General features: G+C 62.1%; 22 protein-coding genes. 10 read left to right on the forward strand and 12 right to left on the reverse strand.

Annotated features, from left to right (window positions below):
* Positions 1 to 44: 44 nt before the first annotated feature.
* The 3 genes from AB5Y91_RS03085 to pabB form a co-directional block, all read right to left on the reverse strand.
* Complete coding sequence (locus AB5Y91_RS03085; protein WP_106886661.1) at positions 45 to 1,343, reverse strand: HAAAP family serine/threonine permease; 1,299 nt, start codon at positions 1,341 to 1,343, stop codon at positions 45 to 47.
* A 191-nt stretch (positions 1,344 to 1,534) separates the two neighbouring features.
* Positions 1,535 to 2,125, reverse strand: coding sequence for a CoA pyrophosphatase (locus AB5Y91_RS03090; RefSeq protein ID WP_163157417.1), 591 nt, complete (start codon positions 2,123 to 2,125; stop codon positions 1,535 to 1,537).
* A gap of 55 nt (positions 2,126 to 2,180) precedes the next feature.
* A complete protein-coding gene (gene pabB / locus AB5Y91_RS03095) occupies positions 2,181 to 3,557 on the reverse strand; it encodes an aminodeoxychorismate synthase component I (protein WP_368169048.1) in 1,377 nt (458 codons plus the stop codon).
* A 209-nt stretch (positions 3,558 to 3,766) separates the two neighbouring features.
* Here pabB and AB5Y91_RS03100 point away from each other — a divergent pair, with 209 nt between their 5' ends.
* On the forward strand, positions 3,767 to 5,290 hold the full coding sequence (locus AB5Y91_RS03100; protein WP_368169049.1) for a fumarate hydratase: 1,524 nt from the start codon (positions 3,767 to 3,769) through the stop codon (positions 5,288 to 5,290).
* A gap of 159 nt (positions 5,291 to 5,449) precedes the next feature.
* Here the strand turns inward: AB5Y91_RS03100 and AB5Y91_RS03105 are convergent, their stop codons facing one another.
* The gene (locus tag AB5Y91_RS03105; RefSeq protein WP_106886664.1) at positions 5,450 to 5,929 is read right to left on the reverse strand and encodes a cell division inhibitor; all 480 of its coding nucleotides are present in this window, start codon (positions 5,927 to 5,929) and stop codon (positions 5,450 to 5,452) included.
* A 233-nt stretch (positions 5,930 to 6,162) separates the two neighbouring features.
* On the opposite strand from AB5Y91_RS03105, the gene AB5Y91_RS03110 reads away from it, so the two are divergent.
* Both AB5Y91_RS03110 and AB5Y91_RS03115 read left to right on the forward strand, forming a co-directional pair.
* On the forward strand, positions 6,163 to 6,360 hold the full coding sequence (locus AB5Y91_RS03110; protein WP_005323525.1) for a DUF4250 domain-containing protein: 198 nt from the start codon (positions 6,163 to 6,165) through the stop codon (positions 6,358 to 6,360).
* Between the two features lie 396 nt (positions 6,361 to 6,756).
* The gene (locus AB5Y91_RS03115; RefSeq protein ID WP_163147602.1) at positions 6,757 to 9,231 is read left to right on the forward strand and encodes a glycogen/starch/alpha-glucan phosphorylase; all 2,475 of its coding nucleotides are present in this window, start codon (positions 6,757 to 6,759) and stop codon (positions 9,229 to 9,231) included.
* 64 nt (positions 9,232 to 9,295) lie between these two features.
* Here the strand turns inward: AB5Y91_RS03115 and AB5Y91_RS03120 are convergent, their stop codons facing one another.
* The 3 genes from AB5Y91_RS03120 to trxC all read right to left on the reverse strand — a co-directional run bounded on the left by AB5Y91_RS03120 (position 9,296) and on the right by trxC (position 12,114).
* Positions 9,296 to 9,862 carry a cytochrome b/b6 domain-containing protein gene (locus tag AB5Y91_RS03120; protein ID WP_368169050.1) on the reverse strand — a complete coding sequence of 189 codons (567 nt, stop codon included), beginning with the start codon at positions 9,860 to 9,862 and terminating at the stop codon, positions 9,296 to 9,298.
* A 271-nt stretch (positions 9,863 to 10,133) separates the two neighbouring features.
* Positions 10,134 to 11,519, reverse strand: a complete 1,386-nt coding sequence (locus AB5Y91_RS03125) for a DASS family sodium-coupled anion symporter (protein ID WP_368169051.1) — start codon at positions 11,517 to 11,519, stop codon at positions 10,134 to 10,136.
* 154 nt (positions 11,520 to 11,673) lie between these two features.
* A complete protein-coding gene (gene trxC / locus AB5Y91_RS03130; RefSeq protein WP_368169052.1) occupies positions 11,674 to 12,114 on the reverse strand; it encodes a thioredoxin TrxC in 441 nt (146 codons plus the stop codon).
* Positions 12,115 to 12,268: 154 nt separating this feature from the next.
* On the opposite strand from trxC, the gene AB5Y91_RS03135 reads away from it, so the two are divergent.
* The 3 genes from AB5Y91_RS03135 to AB5Y91_RS03145 all read left to right on the forward strand — a co-directional run bounded on the left by AB5Y91_RS03135 (position 12,269) and on the right by AB5Y91_RS03145 (position 18,801).
* Complete coding sequence (locus tag AB5Y91_RS03135) at positions 12,269 to 15,067, forward strand: response regulator (RefSeq protein ID WP_368169053.1); 2,799 nt, start codon at positions 12,269 to 12,271, stop codon at positions 15,065 to 15,067.
* A gap of 142 nt (positions 15,068 to 15,209) precedes the next feature.
* Complete coding sequence (locus AB5Y91_RS03140) at positions 15,210 to 16,946, forward strand: ABC transporter transmembrane domain-containing protein (RefSeq protein WP_368169054.1); 1,737 nt, start codon at positions 15,210 to 15,212, stop codon at positions 16,944 to 16,946.
* A 103-nt stretch (positions 16,947 to 17,049) separates the two neighbouring features.
* A complete protein-coding gene (locus AB5Y91_RS03145) occupies positions 17,050 to 18,801 on the forward strand; it encodes an ABC transporter transmembrane domain-containing protein (RefSeq protein WP_163157362.1) in 1,752 nt (583 codons plus the stop codon).
* A gap of 60 nt (positions 18,802 to 18,861) precedes the next feature.
* Here AB5Y91_RS03145 and AB5Y91_RS03150 read toward each other — a convergent pair whose 3' ends face one another.
* Positions 18,862 to 20,043, reverse strand: coding sequence for a hypothetical protein (locus AB5Y91_RS03150; RefSeq protein ID WP_368169055.1), 1,182 nt, complete (start codon positions 20,041 to 20,043; stop codon positions 18,862 to 18,864).
* Between the two features lie 429 nt (positions 20,044 to 20,472).
* Between AB5Y91_RS03150 and AB5Y91_RS03155 the strand changes: the two genes are divergently transcribed.
* On the forward strand, positions 20,473 to 20,946 hold the full coding sequence (locus AB5Y91_RS03155; RefSeq protein WP_025327111.1) for a DUF4442 domain-containing protein: 474 nt from the start codon (positions 20,473 to 20,475) through the stop codon (positions 20,944 to 20,946).
* Positions 20,947 to 20,985: 39 nt separating this feature from the next.
* Here the strand turns inward: AB5Y91_RS03155 and ybcJ are convergent, their stop codons facing one another.
* From ybcJ to AB5Y91_RS03175, 4 genes are all read right to left on the reverse strand, one after another.
* On the reverse strand, positions 20,986 to 21,219 hold the full coding sequence (gene ybcJ, locus AB5Y91_RS03160) for a ribosome-associated protein YbcJ (RefSeq protein ID WP_010674882.1): 234 nt from the start codon (positions 21,217 to 21,219) through the stop codon (positions 20,986 to 20,988).
* A gap of 174 nt (positions 21,220 to 21,393) precedes the next feature.
* Positions 21,394 to 21,798 (reverse strand): MaoC family dehydratase, encoded by a 405-nt coding sequence (locus AB5Y91_RS03165; RefSeq protein WP_303806534.1) that lies wholly within the window; start codon positions 21,796 to 21,798, stop codon positions 21,394 to 21,396.
* Positions 21,795 to 23,579, reverse strand: coding sequence for a class I poly(R)-hydroxyalkanoic acid synthase (locus AB5Y91_RS03170; RefSeq protein WP_368169056.1), 1,785 nt, complete (start codon positions 23,577 to 23,579; stop codon positions 21,795 to 21,797). The genes AB5Y91_RS03165 and AB5Y91_RS03170 overlap by 4 nt, the downstream gene beginning before the upstream one ends.
* 92 nt (positions 23,580 to 23,671) lie before the next feature.
* Complete coding sequence (locus AB5Y91_RS03175) at positions 23,672 to 24,022, reverse strand: phasin family protein (RefSeq protein ID WP_025327108.1); 351 nt, start codon at positions 24,020 to 24,022, stop codon at positions 23,672 to 23,674.
* A gap of 303 nt (positions 24,023 to 24,325) precedes the next feature.
* On the opposite strand from AB5Y91_RS03175, the gene AB5Y91_RS03180 reads away from it, so the two are divergent.
* The 3 genes from AB5Y91_RS03180 to pdxY all read left to right on the forward strand — a co-directional run bounded on the left by AB5Y91_RS03180 (position 24,326) and on the right by pdxY (position 26,934).
* Positions 24,326 to 24,889, forward strand: a complete 564-nt coding sequence (locus tag AB5Y91_RS03180; RefSeq protein ID WP_106886674.1) for a phaC PHA synthase — start codon at positions 24,326 to 24,328, stop codon at positions 24,887 to 24,889.
* A gap of 78 nt (positions 24,890 to 24,967) precedes the next feature.
* The gene (locus tag AB5Y91_RS03185; protein ID WP_368169057.1) at positions 24,968 to 25,723 is read left to right on the forward strand and encodes a DUF429 domain-containing protein; all 756 of its coding nucleotides are present in this window, start codon (positions 24,968 to 24,970) and stop codon (positions 25,721 to 25,723) included.
* Positions 25,724 to 26,058: 335 nt separating this feature from the next.
* A complete protein-coding gene (gene pdxY / locus AB5Y91_RS03190; protein ID WP_368169058.1) occupies positions 26,059 to 26,934 on the forward strand; it encodes a pyridoxal kinase PdxY in 876 nt (291 codons plus the stop codon).
* The last annotated feature ends 20 nt before the right edge of the window (positions 26,935 to 26,954 follow it).

The following is a 26,954-nucleotide window of genomic DNA, read 5'->3' on the forward strand; positions in this document are numbered from 1 at the left end:
GGGTCAACCGGCGATCCGGTTGACCCTGGCCATCGGGGGCGGGGTTAGCCGACCAGCTGATAGAGGATGGCAGAGATGGCGATGAGGCCCATGGTTGCCACGAACACGTTGCTGATCTGGCCCTGGTATTTCGCCATGGCCGGGACGCGCTTGATGGCGTACATCGGCATCAGGAACAGGATTGTGGCGATGATGGGGCCACCCAGGGATTCGATCATGCCGAGGATGGAGGGGTTGATCACGGCCACACTCCACAGGGTCAGAATGAAGAAGGCGATGATGAACAGCTCAATCTTCTTGTGGTTCGGCTCTTTGCCGGAGGAGCGCATCTGCTGCATCACCATGCCCTTCAGACCTTCACGGGCACCCAGGTAGTGACCGAAGAAGGAGGAGACGATGGCGACGAAGGCAACCAGCGGGCCGAAGTAGGAGATGAAGGGGCTCGCATGCTGGTTGGCCAGGTAGGAGAGCACGGCAATGTTCTGGGACTTGGCTTCTGCCAGCTGGGCCGGAGTCAGGCTCATCACGCAGGAGAAGACGAAGAACATCACGAAGCCCAGCAGTACGATGGCGGTGCGCTTCAAGATGGCGTCTGACTTGGCGACGGCGTTGTCACCGTGGTCACGGCGCTGGGCCAGGGCGAAGCTGGAGATGGCCGGGCTGTGGTTGAAGGAGAACACCAGCACAGGGATGGTCAGCCACAGAGTGGTGGCGAAATCCTTGGCGGAAGGCACCTGGGCCAGGGCGGCACCTGTCCAGTCCGGGATCAGGTAGAGGGAGATGCCCGCCAGGATGGCGATGAGCGGGTACACCAGGAACTCGGTGACCTTCAGCATCAGCTTCTCACCGGCCAGCATGACCGACATCATGGCCATGATTAGCACTATGGAGAGGATCCAGCGCGGTGGCGCCGTCATCTGCAGCTGGTTGACCAGGAAGCTCTCGACGGTATTGGTGATGCCCACGCCGTAGATCAGCACTATGGGGTAGATGGCGAAGAAGTAGAGCAGGGTGATTAGTTTGCCGGCGCCCACGCCGAAATGCTCTTCCACCACTTCGGTGATATCCGCATTTGGCTTCTTGGAGGAGAGCACGAAGCGCGCCAGGCCACGGTGGGCCAGGTAAGTCATGGGGCCGACCAGCAGCGCCATCACCACCAGTGGCCAGAAGCCACCCATGCCGGCGTTGATGGGCAGGAACAGGATGCCGGCGCCGACGGCGGTGCCGAACAGGCTGATAACCCAGGTGGTGTCTTGTTTGCTCCAACCGCGTGATTGGACCGAGCGGATCCCTTGCTCCTGTGCGGCTGCAACGTCCTGTGCGCCAGTGACAGTATTGGACATGTGTCTCACCCCGAATGTGTGGTTTTAATTAGTCGGCGCAAGAATACTTTTTTTTTAATCAAAAATGTTGATCAGATTCACCTTTATGAGGCTGAAACCCGCACTTTCTTATAGAAATGTGATCAAAAGAATAAATAATCAAAATTTATTTATCATATGCGGTGTTAGTTGAATGTTAAATGGATAATCTTTCACCTCGCCAGGTTATCAATATGTTGTCCTGACAGGTGCTGGGCCAGTTGGCGGATCATGCTGGCGGTGGCCCCCCAGATGAAGGAGTGTTGCCAGGGGATCCAGTAGATGGTGTGGCGCTTGCCCGCCCTTGGGAGGGTCAGGGCTATGTGATGGGCCGGATCCAGCACATGGCTGAGGGGCACCTCGAAGGCCTGCTCCACCTCATCGGGGCTGAGGGCAAGCCGATAGTCGGGGTCTATCATGGCCAGCACCGGCAGGACGTCATACAGGGAGATGGTGTTGAGGGGGGTGAGGCTGCCGATGACCCGGATCTGGGAGGCGGGGATCCCGAGCTCCTCGTGGGTCTCTCGCAGGGCCGTGTGGATCAGGCTCTCATCTTCAGGGTCCTGGCGCCCGCCGGGGAAGCTTATCTGCCCCGGGTGGTGGCGCAGGGTAGGGCTGCGGCGGGTCAGCAACAGATGCAGCCCCTGGGGACGCTCCACCAGGGGGATCAGCACAGCCGCCGGTTTGAGCCCCGCCAGCATCAGGCGGTGGGCGGGGGCGGGGCGCTGCAACAGGAAACGGGTCAGCAGCTCGGCGCGGTTCATCTCGATATCCATCTCGGTCCTGGTCTCCTTGGGGCGGGCGAGGGCAGTCACAGGCTCATTGGCGCAGGGCATCCAGCAGTGGCAGGATGCGGGCCACCTTGTCGTAGGTCTCCTGATATTCGGCGTCCGGGTCTGAGTCGGCGATGATGCCCCCTCCCGCCCAGCAATGGAGCCGGCCGGCCTCGGCTATCAGGGTGCGAATGCAGATGCTGGTGTCCATCCGGCCGTGCTGGCTCAGGTAGCCGATGCTGCCGCAATAGGCGTTGCGCCGCACCGGCTCCAGCTCCTCGATGATCTCCATCGCCCGGATCTTGGGGGCCCCCGTGATGGAGCCGCCAGGGAAACAGGCCCGCAGCAGATCCACCCCCTGCCAGCGCGCATCCAGCTCACCGTGAATGGTGGAGACAAGGTGATGCACGGCGGGGAAGGACTCCACCGCAAACAGGCTAGGCACGCTGACGGAGCCCGGGCGGCTGACCCGACCTATGTCGTTGCGCAGCAGATCCACGATCATCAGGTTCTCCGATCTGTCCTTGTCGGCACTGGCGAGCGACTCGGCCACTTGCCTGTCGATGGCGGGATCCGGATGACGGGGCCGGGTGCCCTTGATGGGCTTGGTCTCGATGTGGCGGCCATCGAGCAGCAGGAAGCGCTCGGGGGAGAGGCTCAAAATGGCGCTCTGGGGCAACCGGACAAAGGCCGAGAAGGGGGCCTTGTTGGCGACGCTGAGGGCGAGATAGGCGGACCACTCGTCCCCGCCATAGGGGGCGCTGAAGCGCTGGGTCAGGTTGATTTGATAGCAGTCCCCCGCTGCCAGATAGGCCTGGATGCGGGCGAACTTCTCGCCATACTCGGCCCGGCTCATGTTGCTCTGCCACTCTCCCTGCAAGGCGAAGGGGGCGCCGGCCTGCGGGGTTTGCGCCGCCAGCCACTGCAGGCGTCTCGCGAGCCCGGCCTCATCTCCCCAGTGCACCAGCTGCCAGCGGCCGGTCGCGACCTCCCGCAGCAGTGCCCAGTCGTAGATCCCCACCGCCATGTCAGGTACCTGGATGTCCGCACAGGCCTGAGTGGGCAGACGCTCGAATCGCCGTCCCAGGTCGTAGCCAAAGAGCCCCAGGGCGCCCCCGATGAAGGGCAGGTCATGTTCATCCTGCACCTGATCCCCCAGCAGGGCCTGCTGGGTGCGGGCGAGCAGGGTGAGGGGATCGTCTTCATGCAGGGTCTGGCTGCCTGCGTGGCGCAGGCTGGTGCTGGCACCCCGGGTCTCCAGGGTGGCGAGCGGATCGGCGCTGATGATGTCAAAGCGGTTGTCGGCGCCCGTTGGGCCTGCCGATTCCAGCAAGATGGCCCAGGCCTGGTGTTGCAAGCGGGCAAACAGGGCGTGAAGCGATGCTTGCGGGTCGAAATGGTGGATATGCAGTCTTGGTTTCATTTTTTGTTACACAGGCAACAGTTTGCACCCAGCTCCCTAGCCGGTTCGGGTGCTCAAGCGTATCATGGCCGCCGGCATTTTTAAGAAAAACACCGTTATAAAAACACGCCGTAGTCGCCGGCTCTGTGCGCATTCGCCGCCTGCCGTAGGCCCGGCTCATATGGAAGCCCTTGCTCGCGCAAGCGACGACAAGGACCAGTGAGGATGATATGAGCATCATTAGAAAACAGGACTTTATCGATTCCATTGCTGACGCCCTGCAGTACATCTCTTTCTACCACCCCCTCGATTTTGTCCATGCCGCCAAGGCTGCCTATGACCGCGAGATCAACCCGGCCGCCAAGGATGCCCTGGCCCAGATCCTGATCAACTCCCGCATGTCTGCCGAAGGGCATCGCCCTCTGTGCCAGGACACCGGCATAGTCACCTGCTTCGTCAAGATCGGCATGCAGGTGCAGTGGGACAGCGACATGACGGTCCAGGAGATGGTGGATGAGGGCACCCGCCGTGCCTACACCAACCCGGACAACCCGCTGCGTGCCAGCGTGCTGGCGGATCCGGCCGGCAGTCGCAAGAACACCAAGGACAATGCCCCTGCCGTGGTGCACATCGACATGATCCCGGGGGACAAGGTGGAAGTGAGCATTGCGGCCAAGGGCGGCGGCTCCGAGAACAAGTCCAAGATGGTGATGCTCAACCCCTCCGACGATGTGGTCGAATGGGTGCTCAAAACCGTGCCGACCATGGGCGCCGGCTGGTGCCCGCCTGGCATGCTGGGGATCGGCATTGGCGGCACCGCCGAGAAGGCGGCCGTGCTCGCCAAGGAAGCCCTGATGGAGCACATCGACATTCAGGAGCTGATCGCCCGGGGTCCAGAGACCACAGAAGAGAAGCTGCGGGTCGAGCTCTATGACAAGGTCAACCGGCTGGGGATTGGTGCCCAGGGTCTGGGCGGCCTTACCACAGTGTTGGACGTGAAGGTCAAGTCCGCCCCGACCCATGCGGCCTCCAAGCCGGTGGTGATGATCCCCAACTGCGCCGCTACCCGTCATGTTCACTTCGAGCTCGATGGCTCTGGCCCCGCCGAATTGACCCCGCCGAAGCTGGAAGACTGGCCACAGATCACCCGTGAAGCGGGCGGCAACGTGCGCCGGGTCAACGTCGACGGCATCACCAAGGCCGAGCTCGCCAGCTGGAAGAGCGGTGACACAGTGCTGCTGTCCGGCAAGATCCTCACCGGCCGTGACGCGGCCCACAAGCGCATTGCCGACATGCTGAAAAATGGCGAAGGCATGCCGGAAGGGGTCGACTTCACCAACCGCTTCATCTATTACGTCGGCCCGGTCGATGCGGTGCGTGACGAAGTGGTCGGCCCGGCTGGCCCCACCACCTCCACCCGGATGGACAAGTTCACCGACATGATGCTGGGTGAAACCGGCCTCATCGGCATGATAGGCAAGTCCGAGCGGGGTCCGAAAACCGTCGAGAGCATCAAGCAGCACCAGGCCGTCTATCTGATGGCCGTGGGGGGTGCCGCCTACCTGGTGGCCAAGGCCATCAAGAAGGCCCGTGTGGTGGCCTTCGCCGATCTGGGGATGGAAGCCATCTATGAGTTCGAGGTGGAAGACATGCCGGTGACAGTGGCGGTCGACTCTCAGGGCAACAACATCCATGAAACCGGCCCGGCTTACTGGTCTGCCAAGATCGCCGAGCTGGATACCAAGCTCGCCTGATCCTGTGCAAACCCCTGGCGGGGCGCCGGGCAGATAGCAGCCCATCACACAGGCCATATGACAGAAGGCGACCCCAGGGTCGCCTTTCTCGTCTTGGTTGCCGGCCAGGATGACGCGCGGGGGCGGGGAGCCCTGCCAGCTGGCGCCGGTCGGCGTGTATTAATGGTTCAGGTAGACGTCCTGCCCACCGTAACAAAGGGGGCCACCTTGGGATGGGGTGGGCTCGAAGAAGCGGGTCAGGACACCTGTACGCTGCCCCAGGGTGCTGAGGCGGCTGCGATCCAGGGCAACCCGTTCCGGCAGCCAGGTCAAGACGGCGGCACAATGGCCGTTGGCCAGGCTCTGCTCCAGCAGACGTTGCCAGTTTTTGATCTTGGGGCCGTGGACCACCAGTACCCGGGCTGGGTTGATCCCCTGTGCCTGCAGTTGCTTGGCCACGGGCAGCCCTGGCGGGGCTATGAGCAAAATCCAGCCGCTGTCGCTCTGGCTCAATCTTCCCAGCGCATCCAGCAGCGGGGCTTCATGGAGATCCATGGCCAGTCGATGCTCATGCTCCGCCTTGCCCTGATGGCGGGTGGGCCAGGTGGGGATAACACCTGCAGAGGAGGAGAGTGGGCGGTGACTCAGGGGCTGGCTCATATGTGTGTCCTGTATGAATAACCATGCTGTATGCGTATACAGTAGTTCTATCTCATGCCAGTGACAAGGCGTTTGTGATTAAAAATGTGAGCCGACTAACAGGTTTTTTTATTAACTATTTGAATTTAAATAATATTTATATTGATGGTGGGGCGGGTGTTTTTTAACCTGTAGACAAAGCGCGGGTCGGCGCTCATGGTTATACAGTATGTATGGCAAGAGGAGGGACCAAGATGGATGTGAGCACCTTGCAACGGCTGGACGCCAATATTCTGCTCGGGATCATCAACGAGAAGCTGCGGCTGGAGTGCGATGGTCTGGAAGAGTTGCTGGCTTACTACGACATGACGGAGGATCAGCTGGCCACCCGTCTGCAGCAGATTGGTTATCACTACGACCCCATGAGTAACCAGTTCAAGGCTCATGGTTAATTCAGCTCAGGAAGCTGCCCCAATTGGGGCAGCTTCCTTTTATTGCCGTGCTGATGCATCAAGCATTGAAAGCGATTTCATCGCCGGCCGAATAGCCGCTTATTTTCACGTATTTTCAGCCGCTGGCAATCATTGAAAACCTATTCATGAATCCATCTTTTTGAATTTCATTCAATGTTTTGATTTTTAAGGTTATTTTTATTTTGTTTAGGCGGGATATAGGAAAGGGTTTTCATGGTGAAACTGTCATTTTTATACGTTAAAGTGTGACTCACGTTAACTTTTAAACCCCCGGCTTTAGCTAGTATGCCCACGCCGGAACATATTCTGAGATAACAACAGCGCCGGTCCCTCAAGGGGATAACATTTTTTATTTGTAACGAAGGAAAATGGTTTATGGCTACCAAGAAGAAGACAGACCAGGATCTCCAACTGGATAAAGATCAGCTCAAGGCGAGTATCGTGCGTCACCTGCGTTCTACCTTGGGTACAAGCGAACAGAAAGCCTCCCCCGAAGCATGGTGGAAAGCGACCGCTGCCGCCGTCAACGAACAGGTGTACGAGCGCCTGACCCGTACTCAGCAGACTCACTTCAAGAAAGATACTCGTGCGATTCACTATCTCTCTGCTGAATTCCTGATGGGGCGTTTGACCTCCAACAACCTGCACAACCTCTCCCTGTACAAAATTTGCGAAGAGGCCCTGGGTGAACTAGGTCTGGAACTGACCGATCTGTGCGAACAAGAGCCGGACATGGCCCTTGGTAACGGCGGCCTGGGCCGTCTGGCCGCCTGCTTCATCGACTCCCTGGCCACCCTGAACTACCCGGCGGTGGGTTACGGCATCCATTACGAGCACGGTCTGTTCCGTCAGGAGATCCAGGATGGCCGCCAGATCGAGCGCCCGGACTCCTGGCGTGAATATGGCAACCCCTGGGAGATCTGCCGCCCCGAGTCGGTACAGGAGATCCCGCTCTACGGCTACGTGGAGACAGTGTTCGGTGACAAGGGCGGCCTGAAGAAGGTGTGGCACGCCGGTCGCAAGATCAAAGGGGTGCCCTGGGACATCCCTGTGGTGGGCTTTGGCGGTCACACCGTCAACATACTGCGGCTGTGGGAATCCCGTGCCTCCGAGTTCTTTGACTGGGATGTGTTCAACGCCGGTGGTTACATCGACTCCCAGGCCGAGAAGGCCCAGGCCGAGACCATCTCCAAGGTGCTCTACCCGAACGACGAGACAGATGCAGGCAAAGAGCTGCGCCTGATCCAGCAGTACTTCTTCTGTGCCTGCTCCATCAAGGACATCATGCGCCGCTACAAGCGGGTGCATGGTGCGGACTTCCGCAACTTTGCCGCGCAAATTGCCATTCAGCTCAACGATACCCACCCGACAGTGGCCATCCCCGAGCTGATGCGAGTGCTGGTGGACGAGGAAGACCTGCACTGGGATGCCGCCTGGGCCATCTGCTACCAGGTCTTCTCCTACACCAACCACACCCTGCTGCCGGAAGCGCTGGAGAAGTGGTCCGTCAGCCTGTTCGAGAAGGTGCTGCCCCGTCATCTCGAGATCATCTACGAGATCAACGCCCGCTTCCTGAACGAGCTGGTGGAACCCAAGTGGCCGGGCAACGATGCCATCAAGGCCAAGCTCTCCATCATCGAAGAAGGGGACGTACGCAAGGTGCGCATGGGCAACCTGTGCGTCATCGGCTCCTCCAAGGTGAACGGCGTGGCCGAGATCCACTCCAAGCTGGTGAAAGAGGATCTCTTCCCCGAGTATGCCGAGCTGTGGCCAGAGAAGATGTGCAACGTCACCAACGGCGTGACCCCCCGTCGCTGGCTGCTGGCCTGCAACCCCGAGCTCTCCGCCCTCTACAACGAGGTGGTGGGCAAGGAGTGGCCGCTGCAGCTGGACAAGCTGCGCAGCGTGACCAAGTTTGCCGACGACAAGGCGTTCCAGCAGCAGTTCATGACCATCAAGCGTCACAACAAGGAGAAGCTGGTCAAGGTCATCAAGGCCGAAACCGGTATCGATGTCTCGGCCGAGGCGATCTTCGACGTCCAGATCAAGCGTCTGCACGAGTACAAGCGTCAGCAGCTGAACCTCATCCACATCATGGCGCTGTATCGTCGTCTGCTGGCGAACCCGGACTATGACATGCATCCGCGTGTGTTCATCTTCGGCTCCAAGGCGGCGCCCGGTTACAAGCTGGCCAAGGACATCATCTACGCCATCAACAAGCTGGCGGAGCGGGTCAACAACGACGCCCGCATCCAGGGCAAGCTGAAAGTGGTGTTCATGCCGAACTACCGCGTGAGCCTGGCCGAGAAGCTGATCCCGGCGGCGGATGTCTCCGAGCAGATCTCCACCGCAGGCTACGAGGCCTCAGGGACAGGCAACATGAAGATGGCACTGAACGGCGCCATCACCATAGGTACCCTGGATGGTGCCAACATCGAGATCGCGGAAGAGGCAGGAGCCGAGAACTGCGCCATCTTCGGTCTGAACGTGGACGAGGTGAAGTCCCTGAAGGCGCGCGGTTACAACCCGTACGACTTCTACTATGCCAACTCCGAGCTCAAGGCGGTGCTGGACTGGTTCGACACCGACTACTTCACGCCGGGTCGCCCGGGGGAGCTCGCCTCCATCAAGCGCTCCTTGCTGGAAGGGGGAGACCCTTACCTGACCCTGGCCGATTTTGCCTCCTACTCGGAAGCGCACAAGCTGATCGATACCTGGTATCGGGATCCGGCGCTGTGGGCGAAGAAGGCCATCATCAACTCGGCCACCATGGGCAAGTTCAACTCCGACCGCTCCATCCAGGACTACGTGGATCGGATCTGGAAATTGAAGAGCTGCAACGTCGGCTGACCACAACCAATATGAAAAAACCCCGCATCGCGGGGTTTTTTTATCTCCTTTGATCGAGAAGGACTCAGCGCTTGTCGACGATCTCGGTGCCGACCGGCACGCGCTTACTGCCGGTGATCATGGCCCTGATAAGATCCCCCCGGGTCAGGCGATCGAGGACGATGACCGCCAGCACATGGATGAAGATGGCGATCTGCAGCGCCTTGGCAAAGAACTCGTGCAGCTCCTCCATGAGATCCTCATTAAACAGCTGCTCGTACCCCGTCATGATCCCGGTGACGGCTGTCCCCACCAGACAGGTCAACAGCAGCAGTATCATCAAGGCACCCAGCGGATTGTGGCCGGCATGATAGGGGTGCTTGCCCTGCCAGCTGGCCTGCAGGTAGCGGCCCAGACGGGCCGGGGTCGGAAACCACTGGGCAAACCTGGCGTAGTCTGAGCCGGCAAATCCCCACAGGATGCGCAGCACCAGCAATCCGGCCAGGGCGTATCCGACATAGCGGTGATTGCGTCTGCCCTCATCCAGGATGAACAGGTTGAGCACGCATAGCAGGACGGTTGCCCAGTGAAACACCCTGATCAGGGGATCCCACACCCTGATGGCCTTGCCGCTTTCCGTCGCTTTCTCCATGATTTTTTTCCTCTCGTTGTGATCCATACCGGCTTTCCATACGCCTGTTGCCGGAGCGCCGTTGCCCGCATCATGGAGGCACTTTCTTAAGGCCGTGTTAATGGCTTGAGGCGCGTCACAGGGCAGGGCCAGTGGCAAGGAGAGGGGGAGAGGCTGGGGGGAAGCTCTAGGGGGGAAGAATAAACAGAGCCCCGAGGGTGCGGGGCTCTGGTGTTTCAACGGGCCTGGGGGCGACGGCTCAGGGGCTGGGCCCATCAGCCTGGCACCGGGATCAGTGCAGTATATCGCCGAAGAAATAGGCCAGTAGGGTCAGGATGACGGTGAACACCAGGTTCAGCACCAGACCGGCTCGCATCATCTCCCGCTGCTGGATGTGACCGCTGGCAAAGACGATGGCGTTCGGCGGGGTGGCCACCGGCAGCATGAAGGCGCAGGAGGCGCCGACGGCGATAAGCACAGACACCACTATGGGGGAGACCCCCAGCGCCTCGGCCACACCGGCGAACAGCGGCACCAGCAGGGCGGCGGTGGCGGTGTTGGAGACCAGCTCGGTCAGGAACACCACGAAGGCGGCAAGGCAGAGCAATATGATGAAGATGGGCATGGTGGAGAGCGCACTGGAGAGGTGCTCCGCCAGGAAGGCGTTGGCACCGGTTTGCTTGAGGATGGCGCTCAAGGTCAGGCCACCCCCGAACAGCAGCAGCACGCCCCAGTCGGTGTTCTGGTTGATGTCATCCCAGCTGGCGACCCGGCTGACGGCGATGGCCAGGATGGCGCCCATGGCGATCAGGGTATCGAACTGGGGAATGCCGCCGAGCGCCGCGGCTATGGGCTGGGAGCCAATCCACAGCAGCACTGTGGTCAGGAAGATGAGCAAGGTGGTCTTGCGCTGGCCGGTCCACTCTATGGTGACCTGCTCTGTGCTGACCTGGTGCGACAGGTTGGGGCGCGTCACCCAATAGAGCAGGCCTATGCCCACCGGCATGAAGATGAGCACCACGGGGATGCCGAACTTCAGCCAGTCGGTGAAGCCGAGGCCCATCTGGGCGGCGGCGATGGCATTGGGGGGGCTGCCCACCAGGGTGCCTATACCGCCGATGCTGGCGCTGTAGGCGACGCCAAGCAGGACGAAGACCAGGGTGCGGCGCTCCTTGTGAATATCGAGCCCCTTGAGCATGCCGAGGGCGAGCGGCATCATCATGGCGGCGGTGGCGGTGTTGCTGATCCACATGGAGAGCGCCGCCGTGATGGTGAACAGCACTATGGCTGCCCAGCCGAGGTGACCCTTGGCCAGCTGCATCACCTTGGCGGCGATCTGGGTATCCAGCCCCTGCTTGGAGAGGGCCGCCGCCAGGGCAAAGCCGCCGAAGAAGAGGAAGAGGACAGGGTTGGCGAAGTCGGTCAGCGACTTGCTCATGTCAAACACCCCGAGCAGGGTGGCGAGCACCGGGATGGACAAGGCCGTGATGGTGATGTTCACCGCCTCGGTCAGCCAGAGGATGGCGATGAAGATCAGGATGCCGAGGCCTTTGTTGATCATGGGATCAAACGGAAGCCAGGCGAGCATGGCGCAGAGCAGCAGAACGTCCAGGATGACGATCCCGGCCTTGATGTCCAGCCAGCGTGTAGGGGCGGAAGGGACTGCAGAGGTATGCATGTTGTTCTCTCGGTTAATTTATGGTTGTTGTTGTGTTGCCGAGGTTACATTTATCCCCCTGTTTGAAACAGGGGGATGTGGTCAAATCATGTGGCGACTCACAGAGTCAAGTGAAAATGGATCTGCTATTAAACAGAAATTAAACATTCTGTTTTCATTTGAGCTCTGCCGTGACGGAAAGCAGCCACTCCTTGAACAGGCTCTTTGGCAGGGAGCCGCTGCGCTGAGCCAGGATCTGCCCCCCCTTGAAGATCATCAGGGTCGGGATGCTGCGAATGGCGTAGCGGCTGGCGATGGCGGCCTCCTGTTCGGTGTCTAGCTTCACGAAGCGGATGCGGGGTTCGAGCTCCTGGGCTATCTCTTGAAAGACGGGGGCGAACTGCAGGCAGGGGCCGCACCAGCTGGCCCAGAAGTCGACCACCACCGGTATGTCGGACTGGATCAGGGCATCGAAGTGCGCCAGGCGACCCGACACCGGGGAGTGGGAAAACAGGGGTTGGTGGCAGCGACCACACTTTGCACTGGCATCCACCTTGTCGCCGGGCAGGCGATTGCGGGTAAAGCAGTGGCTACAATAGGTAGTGACAAGTGACATAATTGGCTCCTTTATTCATGGCCCGGCAACATCTTTATTGCATTCACAGAGCAGACTAACGGTAACATAGCGCTCAGTTGTTTTTCACACTCGGCTGTTCGGCCCTGATCCTGGGGCACCGGATGGCCGACCATGACATGAGAATCGAGACGGGATGAAGAGTGTTGCACGGGACCATCGTGTTGTCTTTGGCCTTATCATCGTATCGCTGCTGGCGTTCTCTGCCTATTGCTGGCAGTTGCTGAGCCAGCAACAACGCGCCTCCGATCTGAGCGTGGCCGCAGAGTTGGTCCTCAATCGGGTCAATACCGACACCGTCTATCTGCTGGGGCGCGAGAAGGCCAGCGATGGCAGCGTGCAGCAGCGCCTCAGCCTGCTGTCGAACAGCCTGGATCGCTTCGTGAGCCAGGTGCGCGAAGACCCGGGGTCGGTGGATGATCCCAAGTCCCTGGCGCTGCAACGGGATATCGACGGTTATCTGCTGGATCTCGCCAGGCTCTACACCATGGAGATGACCATCGAATACCTGGCGCCCCGTTTCCAGAGCCAGCTCAAGGCGCTGCTGGCAACCCTGCCGGCCGGGGCCGAACAAGCCCGCGATCTCACCGAGCTCTCCCGGTTGAGCCACTACCTCAGGCGCAGCTGGGACACCAGCGAACAGCGTCAACTGCGGCAACTGCAACTGCACCTGATGGAGACCTACCCCGGGCAGCCCAAAGTCACGGCCCTGACCCAGCTCAGCCAGGAGCTCAATCAGCAGGTGATGGAATACCACCGCCTGCGCAACCAGATCGTCGAGATGAAGGGGCTGGCCTCGCTGCCGGCCTGGAAACAGAGCAAGCTGGATCTGGCCTCCTCCCTCAAGAGCCGCTTCTACCTGATGGTGCTGGGGAGCGCGCTGCTCTGCTTCTCGCTGGTGGCCGCGACCCTGTGGCGCCGCAACCAGAAGCTGAGCGAGCTGTCCCGCCACGCCGCCTTGCTGGCCCAGGCCAAGAGTGACTTCCTGGCCAACATGAGCCACGAGATCCGCACCCCCATGAATGCCATCATCGGCTTCAGCGCCCTGGCGCTGCAGACCAACCTCGATCAGCAGCAGCGGGACTATCTCAACAAGATAAAGTCCTCTTCTGATACTTTGCTGCTGCTCATCAACGACATCCTGGATCTCACCAAGGTGGAGTCAGGCAAGCTGACCCTGGAGGAGATCGACTTCGATCTCAGCGAACAGCTCGACTCCCTGGCCGCCATGTTTGCGGATCTGGCGGAGCGCAAGCAGATCGAGGTCATCATCAACAAGTCGCCTGCGGTGCCCGATTTTCTGCGCGGTGATCCGCTGCGCCTCGGCCAGGTGCTGGTCAACCTGGTCAACAACGCCATCAAGTTCACCGAGCGGGGGGAGGTGGAGGTGGCCATCACTCTAGTCAATCAATACCCGATGCGGGTGTGCTTCAGCGTGCGGGACACCGGTATCGGCATAGCGCCGGAGAAGCAGGCACAGCTGTTCCAGCCCTTTACCCAGCTGGAGGCGGGCAACACCCGCAAATATGGCGGCTCGGGGCTCGGGCTCAACATCTCCCAGCGGCTGGTGGGGCTGATGGGGGGGGAGATCAGGGTGCAGAGCAAGCCCGGGGTGGGCTCCACCTTCCTGTTCGAGATCCCCCTGTCCCAGGCCGTCTATGGGGTCTCCGGGCGCCGGGTCTTCTTCGATCACCAGCCCCTCATCCTGATGATGGATGACAACGAACTGGTGCTGGAGCTCGCCAAGGACATACTGGGCCGGGCCGGTGCCTCCGTGATCGTGGTCAACAGCCTCTCCCGTGCCCGCCAGGTGTTGCGGGAGGAGGGCCACCACATCCGGCTCGCCATCCTCGACTGGCGCATGGGGCAGGAGGACGGCCTGGATCTCGCCCTCGAGATGTATCAGCACAGCCAGTGGCGGCGCCTGCCCATACTGATGACCAGCGCCTGGTCTAGGGAGGGGCTGCACGGGCGCATGGAGAGCATGGGGCTGACCCACTTCCTGGCCAAGCCCATGACAGAGAACGCCCTGCTGGCCAAGGTCGATGAGCTGCTCAACGGCAGCTCCCACGACAGCAAGGTCCGTCAGGCCGAGGCCCAGGGGGATCAGCAGCACTTCAGGGAGCTGCTGCACGGGACCCGGGTGCTGCTGGCCGAGGACAACCGCGTCAACCAGCAGCTCATCATGGAGTACCTGCGCCGGGTCGAGGCCGTGGTCACTGTGGTGGACAATGGCCGCGAGGCGGTGGAGCAGGTAGCGGAGCAACCCTTTGACGTCATCCTGATGGACTTGCAGATGCCGGTGCTCGATGGACTGGATGCGACCCGCCAGATCCGCAAGATGGTGGACAAGCACGACGTCCCCATCATAGCGCTCACCGCCAGCGCCATGCCGGGGGACAGGGAGCGCTGCCTCGGGGTCGGCATGAACGGCTATGTCACCAAGCCGGTCAGCAAGCTGGATCTCTACAACAACCTGCTGCAGTGGGTGAAGAACGCCAGTGGCGAGCGGCGGGCGCCGCTCGAGGTCAAGCCGCCGGATCTGATGGGGGTGCTGGATCTGGAGGATGCGCTGCGCCGGCTGGAGCAGGACAGGGAGGCGCTGCAGATCCTGTTCAAGCTGTTCCTCTCCGAGCACAAGGACGATCTGTGGGACATTCGCTCCGCCCTGCGCCGCCAGCAACCCGAGGTGGCCTGCCGCCTGCTGCACACCCTGAAGGGGGTGTCGGCCAACATCTCCGCCTCCCGGCTGCAACTGCTGGCCGGCGAGCTGGAGTGGCGGCTGCGGCTGCAAGAGGAGCTGAGCGAGGGGGAGCTGACCCAGTTGCAGCAAGTCTTCACCCAGACCCGGGAAGAGGTCTCCCATTTCCTGCTGACCGGCGAGCAGCAGGAGTCGGTCGCCTTCCCGTTTTCCTCCCCGGACAAGCGGCTGTGAACCGGTGAGATAGCAATCGTTCTCAAGTCGTCCGCTTCAGGCTATGATGACCCACTCCCATCGCCCCCACCTCGGGGGCGATTGTATTGAGCTTCTCTTATGATCACGCGGCCCCCGCTGTGCCGCGAGCAAGGACTTTACTGTGAGCGTATTTTTGCGGCTTGGCTGGTTTTTCAAGGATCAGTGGCGGCGTTATCTGATGGCCATCTCCCTGTTGATGATGGTGGCTCTGTTGACCGTGATCCCCCCCAAGGTGGTGGGTTGGGTGGTGGATGGCATCGCCAGGGGGGAGCTCGATGAGGGCACCCTGATGGGCTATCTGGCGGGGCTGCTGGGCCTTGGCCTGCTCATCTACCTGCTGCGCTACGTGTGGCGGGTCATGCTGTTTGGCGCCTCCTACCGGCTCGCCTATGTGCTGCGCAACCGCCTGTTCAGCCACTTCACCCGCATGAGCCCGGACTTTTACCAGCGCCACCGTACCGGCGATCTGATGGCCCACGCCACCAACGACATCCAGGCGGTGGAGATGACCGCAGGCGAAGGAGTGCTGACCCTGGTGGACTCCTTCATTGTCGGTATCCTGGTGCTCTCCATCATGTGCAGCCAGTACTCCTGGCAGCTGACCCTGCTCTCCCTGCTGCCGCTGCCGGTGATGGCCTTCTTCATGAACCGCTTCGGCACCCAGATCTACAAGGAGTTCAAGGCGGCGCAGGGGGCCTTCTCCCGCCTCAACAACAAGACCCAGGAGGCCCTCTCCGGGGTGCGGGTGCTCAAGTCCTATGCGGTGGAATCCCTGGAAGACAAGGGCTTTGCCGAGCTGACCCGCCAGGCGGGGGAGTGCAACATGGCGGTGGCCCGCATCGATGCCAAGTTCGATCCCGTGATTTACCTCTGCATCGGCTGCTCCTACTTCCTGGCGGTGGCCGGCGGCAGTGCCCTGGTACTGCAAGACAAGCTGACCCTGGGGGAGCTCACCAGCTTCACCATGTACCTGGGGCAGCTCATCTGGCCCATGTTCGCCATTGCCTGGCTGTTCAACATCATAGAGCGGGGCAGCGCCGCCTATTCCCGCATCGAGAGCATGCTGGGGGAGCGCAGCGACATCGAGGAGCCGGCCCGGCCCGCGGCCTTTGTCTCGGCCCTGCCGCTTGAGGCCAGGGGCCTGGGCTATCGGCTGGAGCAGCGCAGCCTGCTGCATGGCGTGGATTTCACCCTGCAACACGGCGCCATGCTGGGGATAGTGGGGCGCACCGGGGCGGGCAAGAGCTCGCTGCTCAAGCTCTTGATGCGGCTGGCCAATCCCACGGCCGGTGCCATTGCCATGGGGGGCGTGCCCATCGACCAGCTGCCCCTGGGCACCCTGCGCAGCCAGTTTGCCTACGTGCCCCAGGAGCCCTTCCTCTTCTCCACCACCATCGCCGCCAACATCGCCCTCGGCAAGCCGGAGGCGAGCCGGGAGGAGATAGAGCGGGTAGCCCGCATCGCCTGCGTCCACGACGACATAGTGCGTTTCCCCAGGGGGTATGAGACCGAGGTGGGGGAGAAGGGGGTGACCCTCTCCGGGGGCCAGAAGCAGCGCCTCGCCATCGCCCGCGCCCTGTTGCTGGCGGCGCCTATCCTGGTGCTGGATGACGCCCTGTCGGCGGTGGATGCCCACACAGAGCAGCAGATACTGCTGGCGCTCAAGGCCCACAGACGGACCCTCATTCTGGTCAGCCACCGCATGACGGCGGTGGAGCAGGCCGACGAGATCCTGGTGCTGGATCAGGGAGCCATCAGCGAGCGCGGTGCTCATGGCGCCCTGATGGCCCACAACGGCTGGTACGCGGACATGGTGCGCTATCAGCGTCTCGAACAAAACGTGGAGGAGAGCCTGTGAGTTTGATGATGAGACGAATGGTTCCCCTCATCCCTTCTCCCGCGAGGGGAGAAGGGGGCAAAGAGAGTCAATTCCTTGGGAACGCTGTGCTGGAGGCAAGTCTGTGAATCCAACCATCAAACGCCTGCTCGCCTACTGTGCCCGCTATCCCCGCTGGCTGGTGCAGGCGGGCATCTGCCTGCTGCTGGCCACCGGCGCCGAAGTGGCCGGGCCTCTGCTCATCAAGCTCTTCATCGACGACTACCTGGCGCCGCGCCAGCTGGTGTGGCCCCACATCGCCGCCCTTGCCGCCGGTTATCTGGGGTTGCAGGTGCTCTCTGCCGCGGGCTTTTACCTGCAATCCCTGCGCTTCAACCGCATCGCCCAGGCTGTGGTGCAGACCCTTCGCGAGCAGGTGTTTGCCACCGCCATCCGGCTGCCTGCCCGCTATTTCGACAAGCACCGCTCGGGTTCCCTCATCTCCCGCATCACCAACGACACAGAGGCGATCATGAACCTCTATGTGCAGGTGATAGGGCTGCTGGTGCAAAAAGTGGTGCTGCTGTGCGGCATCCTCATCTCCATGGCGCTGCTGGATCTGCGCCTGATGCTGGTGTGCGCCACCCTGCTGCCGGCGGTGGGGGCCGTGATGTGGCTCTACCAGCGCCTGAGCGTACCCGTGGTGCGGGCGACCCGCAGCCTGCTCTCCGACATCAACAGCCGCCTCAACGAGTCCCTGCAGGGGATGCCGGTGATCCAGGCCATGGTGCAGGAGCGCCACTTCGCCAATGCCTTTGCCGAGGTGAACCAGCAGCACTGGCAGGCCAGGATCAAGAGCCTCAAGATCAACGGCATACTGCTGCGCCCCCTCATCGATCTCTTCTACATGATGGTGCTCATCGGCCTGCTGGCCCTGTTTGCCAAGGAGGGGTTGAGCGCGGGTGGCGCCATCCAGGTGGGGGTGCTCTACGCCTTCATCAGCTATCTGGGGCGCATGATCGAGCCCCTCATCGAGATGACCAACCAGCTCAACCAGCTGCAGCAGGCCATGGTGGCGGGGGAGCGGGTGTTCGCCCTGCTGGACGAATCCCGGGAGAGCACGCAAGGCGAGACGCTGCCCCTGGCGGGACGGGTGCGTTTCGAGCGGGTGAGCTTCTCCTACGATGGCCAGCAGCCGGTGCTGCAGGAGGTGAGCTTCGCCACCCGTCCCGGCCAGATGCTGGCGCTGGTGGGTCACACCGGCAGCGGCAAGTCCACCATCATCAGCCTGCTGATGGGCTTCTACCCGCTGGATCAGGGCTGCATCCGTTTCGATGATCACCCCATGAGCGCGCTGTCGCTCTCGGCGGTGCGCCGCAGCATAGGCCTGGTGCAGCAGGATCCCTTCATCTTCGTCGGGACCTTGGCAGAAAACCTGCGTCTTGGCCGTGACGGCATCGATGAGGCGCGGCTCTGGCAGGCCCTGGAGGAGGTGCAGCTGGCCGCGTTCGTGCGCCATCTGCCCAAGGGCCTGGAGACCCTGATGGAGGAGGGGGGCAAGAACCTCTCCGCCGGCCAGCGCCAGCTGCTCTCATTTGCCCGCGCCCTGGTGGGGGATCCGCGCATCCTCATCCTGGACGAGGCGACCGCGAGCGTGGACTCCCAGACGGAGCTGGCGCTCTCCCAGGCGCTCTCGGCGGCGCGCCGTGGCCGCACCACCATCGCCATCGCCCACCGGCTCTCCACCATAGTGGATGCGGACGAGATACTGCTGCTCTCCCGCGGCCAGGTGAGCGAGCGCGGCACCCATGGGGAACTGATGGCGCTAGGGGGCCACTACGCCCAGCTGTTCGAGATGCAGAGCCAGGGCGCCTGGCTCGAAGAGAAACGGGCCTGAAGCCCTTCATAAAAAACAGCCGGCAGATGCCGGCTGTGTTGTTTCCAAGATGGGGGAAGATCAGACCGTCGCCTTGCTCCGTGCGATCTGCTTGGGTTGCAGCGGCGGGAAGTCGTCGTTGAAGAAGGTGTCGGCTTCCTCGATCTGGGCCTTGCGCTGCTTCTGGATGAAGCTGTCGAAGTCGCGCTTGATCTCGGGATCCTTCAAGGCCTCGTAGTCGAACACGTTGGCGGCATAGAGGTAGTTGAAGTGGATGTCGACGAATTCGGCGCTGGCACAGGCGGAGGTGAACTTGCTGTTCTGGCGGTCGAAGTTGACGCGGTACTGCTTGATCTTGGGCACATAGACCAGCTCGCTGCCCACCTTGAACACCTCGACCGTGATGCCCACCGTGATGGTCTTGTAGAAGTCCTTGTTGTTCTCCACCCCGAAGCGGATGGCATCCCCCTGTTTTTGCAGGAACTTGTTGAAGCTCGCCAGCGCCGTGGTGCCCTGGCTCACCACCACGTCCATGATGAAGTTGATGAAGTCGGTGGCGATGCTGAGCCCCTTGATGTGGCGGCTGTAGCTCTGCTGATCGATCTTGCTCGGCCCCATCAGGGGGATCTTGGAGAGGGCCCGGGCCCAGAGATCCGCGTCCGTCTTGTACTGCTCGCCATAGGCCTCGGCGTAGCGGTTGATGTAGGCGGTGACCACTGAGGTGATGGCGATGAGGTAGGCCTTCTGCTCCGCCAGTTTGGCCATGACGGCGGGATCGTCCAGCAGCTCGTTGGCCACGATGAACTCCACCAGGCCATCCTTGTCGGCATAAGGATCGCTGCCCAGGTTCCTGGCGGTGGTGGGCAGGTTGACGTCGTTGAAGAAGGCCTCGGCCTCGGCGAACTGATCCAGGTTGTTCAGGCGGCTGGCGGGGGCCTCACGCACCAGCTGGCAGAGCACTATCTCGGCCTCGTAGTCCGACTCGCGCCACAGGGGCGCCTGGGCCTGATTGCCAAAAGTCTTCTTGTAGGCGAGGTTGAAGTCGAACAGCACAGAGCTGCAGCCGCAATCCATGGCGAAGTCGACGGCGTAGCTGAGCGGCCCTGTGGGCAGGGGCTTGCTCATCTTGCCCTTGACCGCCAGGTTGGCGTAGCACTTGAGGTACTCCCGGCCAAACAGCTCAAAGGCACGGTTGTTGTTGAAGTTGAGCAGGAAGGTACCGGCGCTCTCGCCCCCGTTGAACAGCTGTTGAACGTTACTCATCTCTCTATCCTTATGCTGAGATTGGTGTCACAGGATGACTCGGTGCCAGCTGGCCATTCACGAGCCAGCAGAGCCTAGCGAGGGGGGAGGCATTTCGTTACTGTGACTAATCCCAGTGGCGCTGGCGGATGAGTGGGCTAGCGCCGGGGCAACTCCGTTTATCGTTAGCTTTCAGCCCGCTAGAGTCGTCATGAAAGTGCCATATGAGTTCTTTCTTGAAAAAACCTCCGCCACCAGGAGGAAATGGCGTCGCTGTGGCGGCGAATACCCGGGGTTATCATTTATCTATCGAATGCAGCGGCGCCCATCATTTGATTTTCAAATGCACTCGGGAGTCGATCGTCCTCACAACGACGGCAATGGAGGCTTGTCTATTGGGGTGGGGGCTGGCAACATTTCGGTCACAATCACTCATCGGATCAGTTTGCAATGGACCTGCAACGCTTCAAAGCCAATCTGGCACTGCGCCTGTTCGCCTGGCGCTATATTCCCGTCATCGGATTCTGTGCCCCCGTCATCGAAGAGATGAATGCCAAGGCGCTGCGCATCCGCATTCCCCTCGGCTGGCGTACCCGCAACCACCTGGGCAGCATGTACTTCGGGGCGCTGGCCACCGGCGCCGATCTGGTGGGGGGCTTGCTGGTGATGGAGAAGGGGCGGGCGCGGCGCAAGAAGGTGCACTTCGCCTTCAAGGATGTGCAGGGGGAGTTTCTGAAGCGCCCCGAGGGGGACGTGCAGTTTGACTGCGCGGCCGGGGAGGCCATAGACGCCATGATAGACGAGTCCCTGGCGACCGGGCAGCGCATCAACCGCCCCATCCAGGTTGTGGCCACCTGCCCGTCGCTCAACGGAGATGAGGCGATGGCGCGCTTCGTGCTGACCCTGTCGATCAAGGCCAGCTGAATGCTGACGGGCGCGTTGGCGCCCTTATTCAAGCAGGGCTTAGAGGATCTCGGGGCTGACGCCTTCCTTCACCACCACCTTCATGCCGTTGAAGTTGACCACCTGCTCGGCGACTATCTTGCAGCGTTTGCGGGTCTCGACCTGACCGTCCACTTCCACCAGGCCCTCGGCGACCAGCGCCTTGGCGGCACCGCCACAATCGGCCCAACCCTGATGCTTGATCAGGTCACACAAGGCAACGAAGGGGTGGCCTTCGAGCAGAAACGTCTCCATGGGAAATCCTCTAGCTGGATGAATGCCTACACGGCAGGGCGGCCATTTTAGGCAGTTAGGCGGGGCAGGGAAAGGGCCTGGGCCAAATTGCCCCGAAAAAGGGGGCGAGGGGAGCGGGGGAGAACAATCAGCCCGGCAGGGGCCGGGCTGATTGTGTCTGCGTGCCGCCGGTGCTTAAGGCAGCTTGACCACGGCTTCTCCCGTCACGGCGAGGGCGCCGTCCTGGGTGAAGATGCGGGTGGTCAGGGTGGCGATGGGTTTGTCCTCGCGAAGAGCGGTCACCTCCACCTCGGCCGTCACCTCGTCCCCGACAAAGACCGGCAGCTTGAAGCTGAGGCTTTGACCCAGATAGATGCTCCCCTTGCCCGGCAACTGCTGGCCCAGCAGCCCGGAGAAGAGGCTGGCGAGCAGCATGCCGTGGACTATGGGCCGCTCGAACGCCGTGGTGGCGGCGAAGGCCGGGTCCAGGTGCAGGGGGTTGAAGTCCTCCGAGAGCGTGGCGAAGGCGGCCACCTCCGCCGCCCCGAACCGCTTGCTGAGACGGGCCTTCTGGCCCACTTCAAGAGGCAGTGCGCTCATGCTGCGTCCTCCTCTGTTGGGCAGGCAAACACGGGGTTGAGCCGCACCTTGACATAGTCGCCGGGGGCGGGGGCCAGCCCTTCCTCGGGCACCCGCGCGGGGACGGGATCCGACCCTTCGTCACGGCTCTGGATAAAGCCCATCATCTCGGGCCACCAGGAGCCGCCCTGGTGCGTCGCCCCTGCCAGCCAGCTCTCCGGGCTCTCGGCCTCGGCCCCGTTGTGCCAGAAGCCGTACTTGTTGGCGACCGGCGGGTTGATGATGCCGGCGATGTGGCCGGACTCCGCCAGGAGGAAGCGCTGCTCCCCGCCAAACAGCTTCATGCCCTGCCAGGTGCCCTGCCAGAGGGCGATGTGATCGTCCACCGCCGACACCAGCAGCACCGGGGTCTTCACCTTGCCAAGATCGATGCGGGTGTTGCGGATCTTGAGCTCCCCCTTCACCAGCTGGTTCTCCAGGTAGAGACGGCGCAGCAGGCTGTTGTGGGTCTTGCCCGCCACATTGGTGCTGTCGCCGTTCCAGTGCAGCAGATCGAAGGCCACCGGGCTCTGGCCCTTGAGGTAGCTGTCGATGTAGTAGTTCCAGTAGAGGCTGTTCTCCCGCAGCAGGCTGAAAGAGACAGCCAGCTGGCGCCCGTCCATGATGCCCTTGGCCTCATTTTGCGCCTCGAGCGCCGCTATGATGGGCTCGTGGATGAAGATGCCAAGCTCCCCTGGCTGGGAGAAGTCCAGCAGTGTAGTGAACAGGGTGGCGGTGCGCACCCGCTGCTTCTGGCGCCGCGCCGCCAGCCAGCCCATGGCGAGCGACAGGGCGGTGCCGCCGATGCAGTAGCCGATGCCGTGCACCTCCCGCTCGCCGGTGGCCGCCTCCACGCCGTCCAGGGCGGCGATGACCCCATCCACCACGTAGTCGTCGAGATCGATTTGGGCCTGGGCCACGCCCGGGTTGCGCCAGGAGATCATGAACACCGTCTGGCCCTGGGCGACCAGCCAGGCGACCAGGGAGTTCTGGGGCCGCATGTCCATGATGTAGTACTTGTTGATGAAGGGGGGCACTATCAGCACAGGTGTCTTGCCCACCGTCTCGGTAGTCGGGCTGTACTGAATGAGCTCATAGAGCTCGGTGCGCTGCACCACCCGGCCCGGGGTGGTCGCCAGATCCCGCCCGAGCTCGAAGGCGGATTCGTCGGTCAGGCGGATGTTGAGCTGATCGGCGCTGCGCTCCAGATCCTCGGCCAAGAGGGCCAGCCCGCGCACCAGGTTCTGGCCGTCGGACTCCAGGGTCAGCTTGAGCAGCTCGGGGTTGGTCGCCAGGAAGTTGCTGGGGGCCATGGCGTTGACGTACTGGCGGGTGAAGAAACGCAGCCGCTCCCGGCTCTTCTGGGGGACGCCCTCCAGGGCATCCACCGAGGCCAGCAGGTGCCTGGCGGTGAGCAGGTAGGACTGCTTGAGGTAGTCATAGATGGGTTGTTCGCTCCAGGCCTCGGCCTTGAAGCGGCGATCGCCGCGCTCCGGGGTGATCACCGGCTCGCTCTGCTGGCCTGCGCTTTTGAGCAGGGTGTGCTGCATCAGCTTGAGCTGATCCTGCCACCAGTTCATCTGGGCCTGGATCAGTTGCCAGGGTTGCTGGCTGCCTTGCTCCAGCACCTGGCCCAGATCGTCCAGATTGGTCTGCAGCAGCGCCTGGGCGGTGCGCTCTGTCTGGGCCTTGGCCATGGCCAGCAGCTTGTCATTGTAGTGGGCCAGGGCCTCGAACAGCGGGCCATAAGATGGTTGGCTCATGTGCTCTCCTTCACCCACACCCGAGGCGGGAGCTCGCCCGTACCGTCGAGTCGTGGGGAGATGTGGCTGCCCGAACGGGCAGCCAGGGGTTATCAGGCCTTGCCCGTGCTCTTCTTGATGCCGTCTGCGGTCAGGACATCCAGCTCTTCCTTGAACTGCTGGCCGAGGGCGCTCAGCTTCTGGATGTCATCCAGCATCTGGCGGGAGAGCTGGCTGGCGGTCTCCAGTTGCACTGTGCCCAGGGCCGCCAGGCTCTGGGTGTCCTGCACCTTGCTCACGGCCTGCAACTGGTTGAGGCCCAGTTCGGCGTAGGCGTTGGCGGAGGCCAGCTGCAACCGGGTCAGCTGTTCGATGTTGCTGGCCAGCAGCTGGTTGTAGCGGGTGAGGGGGGCGGCGAAGCCTTGCATCTGCTCGGTAAAGCTCTTGATCACGTCCATATTCATCATCGGTCTCCAGTTCGGCAGAACAGTGTTGTTGTGGGCCAATCGGCCCTTCTTACGGGTACTGCATGTCATCCCTGTTTACGTGTTGCTTGCTCTGTTCAAACACACGTTTGAGCATTCTGCAACCAAATGCGGTTTGGTGTAAATGACATAAATGTTAATTTCTGTTTGAATTTTTTTGTCAGCGACGCCCGTCGGGGGCGCGGGTCAGACGAGAGGTGACGCACTGGGCCCGGCGCGCCCTCGCCGCACCGGCGCCGCGCTGTTAGGCTGGCACGTCATTCAGACTGCCAAGGAATCCCGATGAAACCTCTCGCCCTGCTGCTCGGTTGCTCCGCGCTGGCCCTGGCCGGCACCGCCCAGGCCAGCACCCCGGTCCAGATCTCCCTGCCCGGCATCAACCTGCCTTCCTCCCACCAGGTGGAAGGGGCGCGCGCCTCCTTCCTGTATGGCCGCACCGGTCAGGTGAAGGGCATAGATCTGCCGGTGTTCGCCCTCTCCGACGTGGATCAGTTCACCGGTCTGCAGCTGGGCATCTTCTTCGGCGCCGCCCGGGTGCGCCATCAGTTCGGCGGGGTCGCCATCAACGCCGTCAACTGGCATGAGGGGCAGGACACCGGGGTCAACCTGGGTTTCGTCAACCTGACCAACAACGTGCAGGGGCTTAACTGGGGGGCGGTCAACATCGCCAAGGGCAATGCCCTGGCCAACCTCGGCTTCGTCAACTATGCCGAGCGCACCACCTTCCAGCTTGGCTTCATCAATGCCACCAAGCACCTCGATGGCCTGCAGATAGGGCTCGCCAACTACGCCGAGAACGGCATCTTCCCCATACTGCCCCTCATCAATTTCAAGAAATCCTTCTAGGAAGGGCGCCCGGCCTTGCTTTAGGGGACGCAGCCATTACCCTGTGCACCATCAATAGTGCGCAGAGGTGACAGGGGCATGACAACGGAACACTTGGATGCCATCGGCATCGGTTGGGATGTGAGGGGCTGGCAGGGCAATGCCCAGGCGATGGCCGTGGTGGGCTGGCAGGCCCGCACGCAGCAGTTGCACTGGCTCGGGGTCTCCCCCCTGTTCAGGTTGAGCTCCCGGGTGGCGCCGGATCTGGACGCCTTGCTGCGCCCGGCGCTGCAAGACGAGATGGCGCTGATGCAGGTGCTGGCCTGCCCGCGACTGGCGCTCGGCATCGATGCCCCGCTGGCCTTTCCCCGAGCCCTCGGCGAGTTGCTGGCGGGGAGGGGAGTCGAGTGCGCCGTGCCCCAGCGGGAGATAGACAACCCCTATGCCTATCGGGACTGCGAGCGCTGGCTGCATCAGCAATACGGCAAGAAGCCGCTGTCGGCCACCTTCGACAGGCTCGGCAACAATGCCACCCTGGCGCTCTCCATGTTGCCGCGTCTCGGGGATCTGCTGCTTGTGCCCAGGCAGCAGCCCCACGCCGATCGCGCCGTGCTGGAGGTCTATCCGGCTCTTGCCAAGGTAGCAGGCAAGGCCTCACCGGCCAGGGCGGAGATAGCCGCCTCCTTGCCACCTGATGTGGTGGCCGGGACGGATCGTTACGACGCCGCCCTCTGCGCCCTGATGGCGCTGCAATATGCCGCCGGGGGGGCCGTCGCCGCCCTGCCCAACCTTGTCTCTGCGCCCTCCGATTTCCCCCTGGACGAAGGCTGGGTCTATCACTTCGTCAGGCCTTAAGCCTTAAGTACAAAGCCCGGGGCGTCGGCCCCGGCTTGCCTGCCGCCGCGCCTCGTTGTTCTGCCTCGAGGCTTTCTCACGCCATCCGCCATCTTGTATTGAAAATGCTCTCATATGCCATCAAACAAGAGTGTGAAAAGCCCATATCACACCGACGAGACAGAGGTGGTCTTGGCTTGCCTGGTTGAGCAGGAGTGGGGGGAAGTTGGCGTAACACTCCATTGAATGGTCTTTTTGCAGCATAAATGGCGAGGGTTGCCGAGAATCGCTGGCAGAGCCCGCTCTGCATCCGATATATTGCCCGCTTTCCTCATGCTTCTTCAGTGGTGGTGTCGATGAAACGCATTCTCTCTATCCAGTCCCACGTGGTATTTGGCTGTGCCGGCAACAGCGCCGCCGTCTTCCCCATGCGCCGTCTCGGCATGGAGGTCTGGCCCGTCAATACGGTGCAGTTCTCCAATCACACCCAGTACGCGGCGGGATGGCAGGGAATGGCGATGCCCGCCGGTCATATCAGTGCTCTCTGTCAGGGGCTGATGGATATCGAGGTGCTGGGGCGCTGCGATGCGGTGCTGAGCGGCTACCTGGGATCGGCGGAGCAGGGGAATGAGATCCTGGCGGTGGTCGCGGCCGTCAAGGCGGCCAATCCGGCGGCCATCTATTTTTGCGATCCCGTCATGGGCCACCCGGAGAAGGGGTGCATAGTCGCCCCTGGCGTGACCCGCTTCCTCACAGAGCAGGCGCTGCCGGTGGCGGACATCATGGCCCCCAACCTGCTGGAGCTGGAGACCCTGTGCGGCGTCCACCTGACGACCCTGGCCCAGACTCGCGCAGCCGCTCACCAGCTGCTGGAAAGCGGCGTCAAGATGGTGCTGGTCAAGCATCTGGGGCGCGCCGCCAGTGATCCCGGCCGTTTCGAGATGCTGCTGGCCACTCCGCAGGGGGATTATCTCATCGCGCGGCCACTCTACGACTTTGCCCGCCAGCCGGTGGGGGTGGGGGATCTCATCAGCGCCCTGATGCTGGCCAACCTGCAGGCGGGGTTTGATGCGGTGGCCGCCTTCGAGCGCACCAACGCCGCTGTCGATGAAGTGCTGCGCCAGACCTGGCAGGCGGATGCCTACGAGCTGCAGCTGATCGCGGCCCAGGCCGACTTCGCCGAGCCGCGGATCGCACACAGGGCCGAGCGCCTGGCCGATGGTGTGGCGTGAGGCCTCAACCCTGATCGGCC

The sequence above is a fragment of the Aeromonas sp. R4-3 genome (assembly GCF_040908275.1).
Classification (GTDB): Bacteria; Pseudomonadota; Gammaproteobacteria; order Enterobacterales; family Aeromonadaceae; genus Aeromonas; species Aeromonas rivipollensis.

Excerpts from the sequence above, each read along its gene's own strand:
- AB5Y91_RS03120 (WP_368169050.1), bottom strand. The coding sequence starts at position 9,862 with ATGGAGAAAGCGACGGAAAGCGGCAAGGCCATCAGGGTGTGGGATCCC.
- pabB (WP_368169048.1), bottom strand. The coding sequence starts at position 3,557 with ATGAAACCAAGACTGCATATCCACCATTTCGACCCGCAAGCATCGCTT.
- AB5Y91_RS03135 (WP_368169053.1), top strand. The coding sequence starts at position 12,269 with ATGAAGAGTGTTGCACGGGACCATCGTGTTGTCTTTGGCCTTATCATC.
- AB5Y91_RS03175 (WP_025327108.1), bottom strand. The coding sequence starts at position 24,022 with ATGAATATGGACGTGATCAAGAGCTTTACCGAGCAGATGCAAGGCTTC.
- AB5Y91_RS03170 (WP_368169056.1), bottom strand. The coding sequence starts at position 23,579 with ATGAGCCAACCATCTTATGGCCCGCTGTTCGAGGCCCTGGCCCACTAC.
- AB5Y91_RS03125 (WP_368169051.1), bottom strand. The coding sequence starts at position 11,519 with ATGCATACCTCTGCAGTCCCTTCCGCCCCTACACGCTGGCTGGACATC.
- AB5Y91_RS03115 (WP_163147602.1), top strand. The coding sequence starts at position 6,757 with ATGGCTACCAAGAAGAAGACAGACCAGGATCTCCAACTGGATAAAGAT.
- ybcJ (WP_010674882.1), bottom strand. The coding sequence starts at position 21,219 with ATGGAGACGTTTCTGCTCGAAGGCCACCCCTTCGTTGCCTTGTGTGAC.
- AB5Y91_RS03165 (WP_303806534.1), bottom strand. The coding sequence starts at position 21,798 with ATGAGCGCACTGCCTCTTGAAGTGGGCCAGAAGGCCCGTCTCAGCAAG.
- AB5Y91_RS03180 (WP_106886674.1), top strand. The coding sequence starts at position 24,326 with ATGAAACCTCTCGCCCTGCTGCTCGGTTGCTCCGCGCTGGCCCTGGCC.
- AB5Y91_RS03090 (WP_163157417.1), bottom strand. The coding sequence starts at position 2,125 with ATGAACCGCGCCGAGCTGCTGACCCGTTTCCTGTTGCAGCGCCCCGCC.
- AB5Y91_RS03150 (WP_368169055.1), bottom strand. The coding sequence starts at position 20,043 with ATGAGTAACGTTCAACAGCTGTTCAACGGGGGCGAGAGCGCCGGTACC.
- AB5Y91_RS03085 (WP_106886661.1), bottom strand. The coding sequence starts at position 1,343 with ATGTCCAATACTGTCACTGGCGCACAGGACGTTGCAGCCGCACAGGAG.
- pdxY (WP_368169058.1), top strand. The coding sequence starts at position 26,059 with ATGAAACGCATTCTCTCTATCCAGTCCCACGTGGTATTTGGCTGTGCC.
- AB5Y91_RS03185 (WP_368169057.1), top strand. The coding sequence starts at position 24,968 with ATGACAACGGAACACTTGGATGCCATCGGCATCGGTTGGGATGTGAGG.
- AB5Y91_RS03100 (WP_368169049.1), top strand. The coding sequence starts at position 3,767 with ATGAGCATCATTAGAAAACAGGACTTTATCGATTCCATTGCTGACGCC.
- trxC (WP_368169052.1), bottom strand. The coding sequence starts at position 12,114 with ATGTCACTTGTCACTACCTATTGTAGCCACTGCTTTACCCGCAATCGC.
- AB5Y91_RS03105 (WP_106886664.1), bottom strand. The coding sequence starts at position 5,929 with ATGAGCCAGCCCCTGAGTCACCGCCCACTCTCCTCCTCTGCAGGTGTT.
- AB5Y91_RS03155 (WP_025327111.1), top strand. The coding sequence starts at position 20,473 with ATGGACCTGCAACGCTTCAAAGCCAATCTGGCACTGCGCCTGTTCGCC.
- AB5Y91_RS03110 (WP_005323525.1), top strand. The coding sequence starts at position 6,163 with ATGGATGTGAGCACCTTGCAACGGCTGGACGCCAATATTCTGCTCGGG.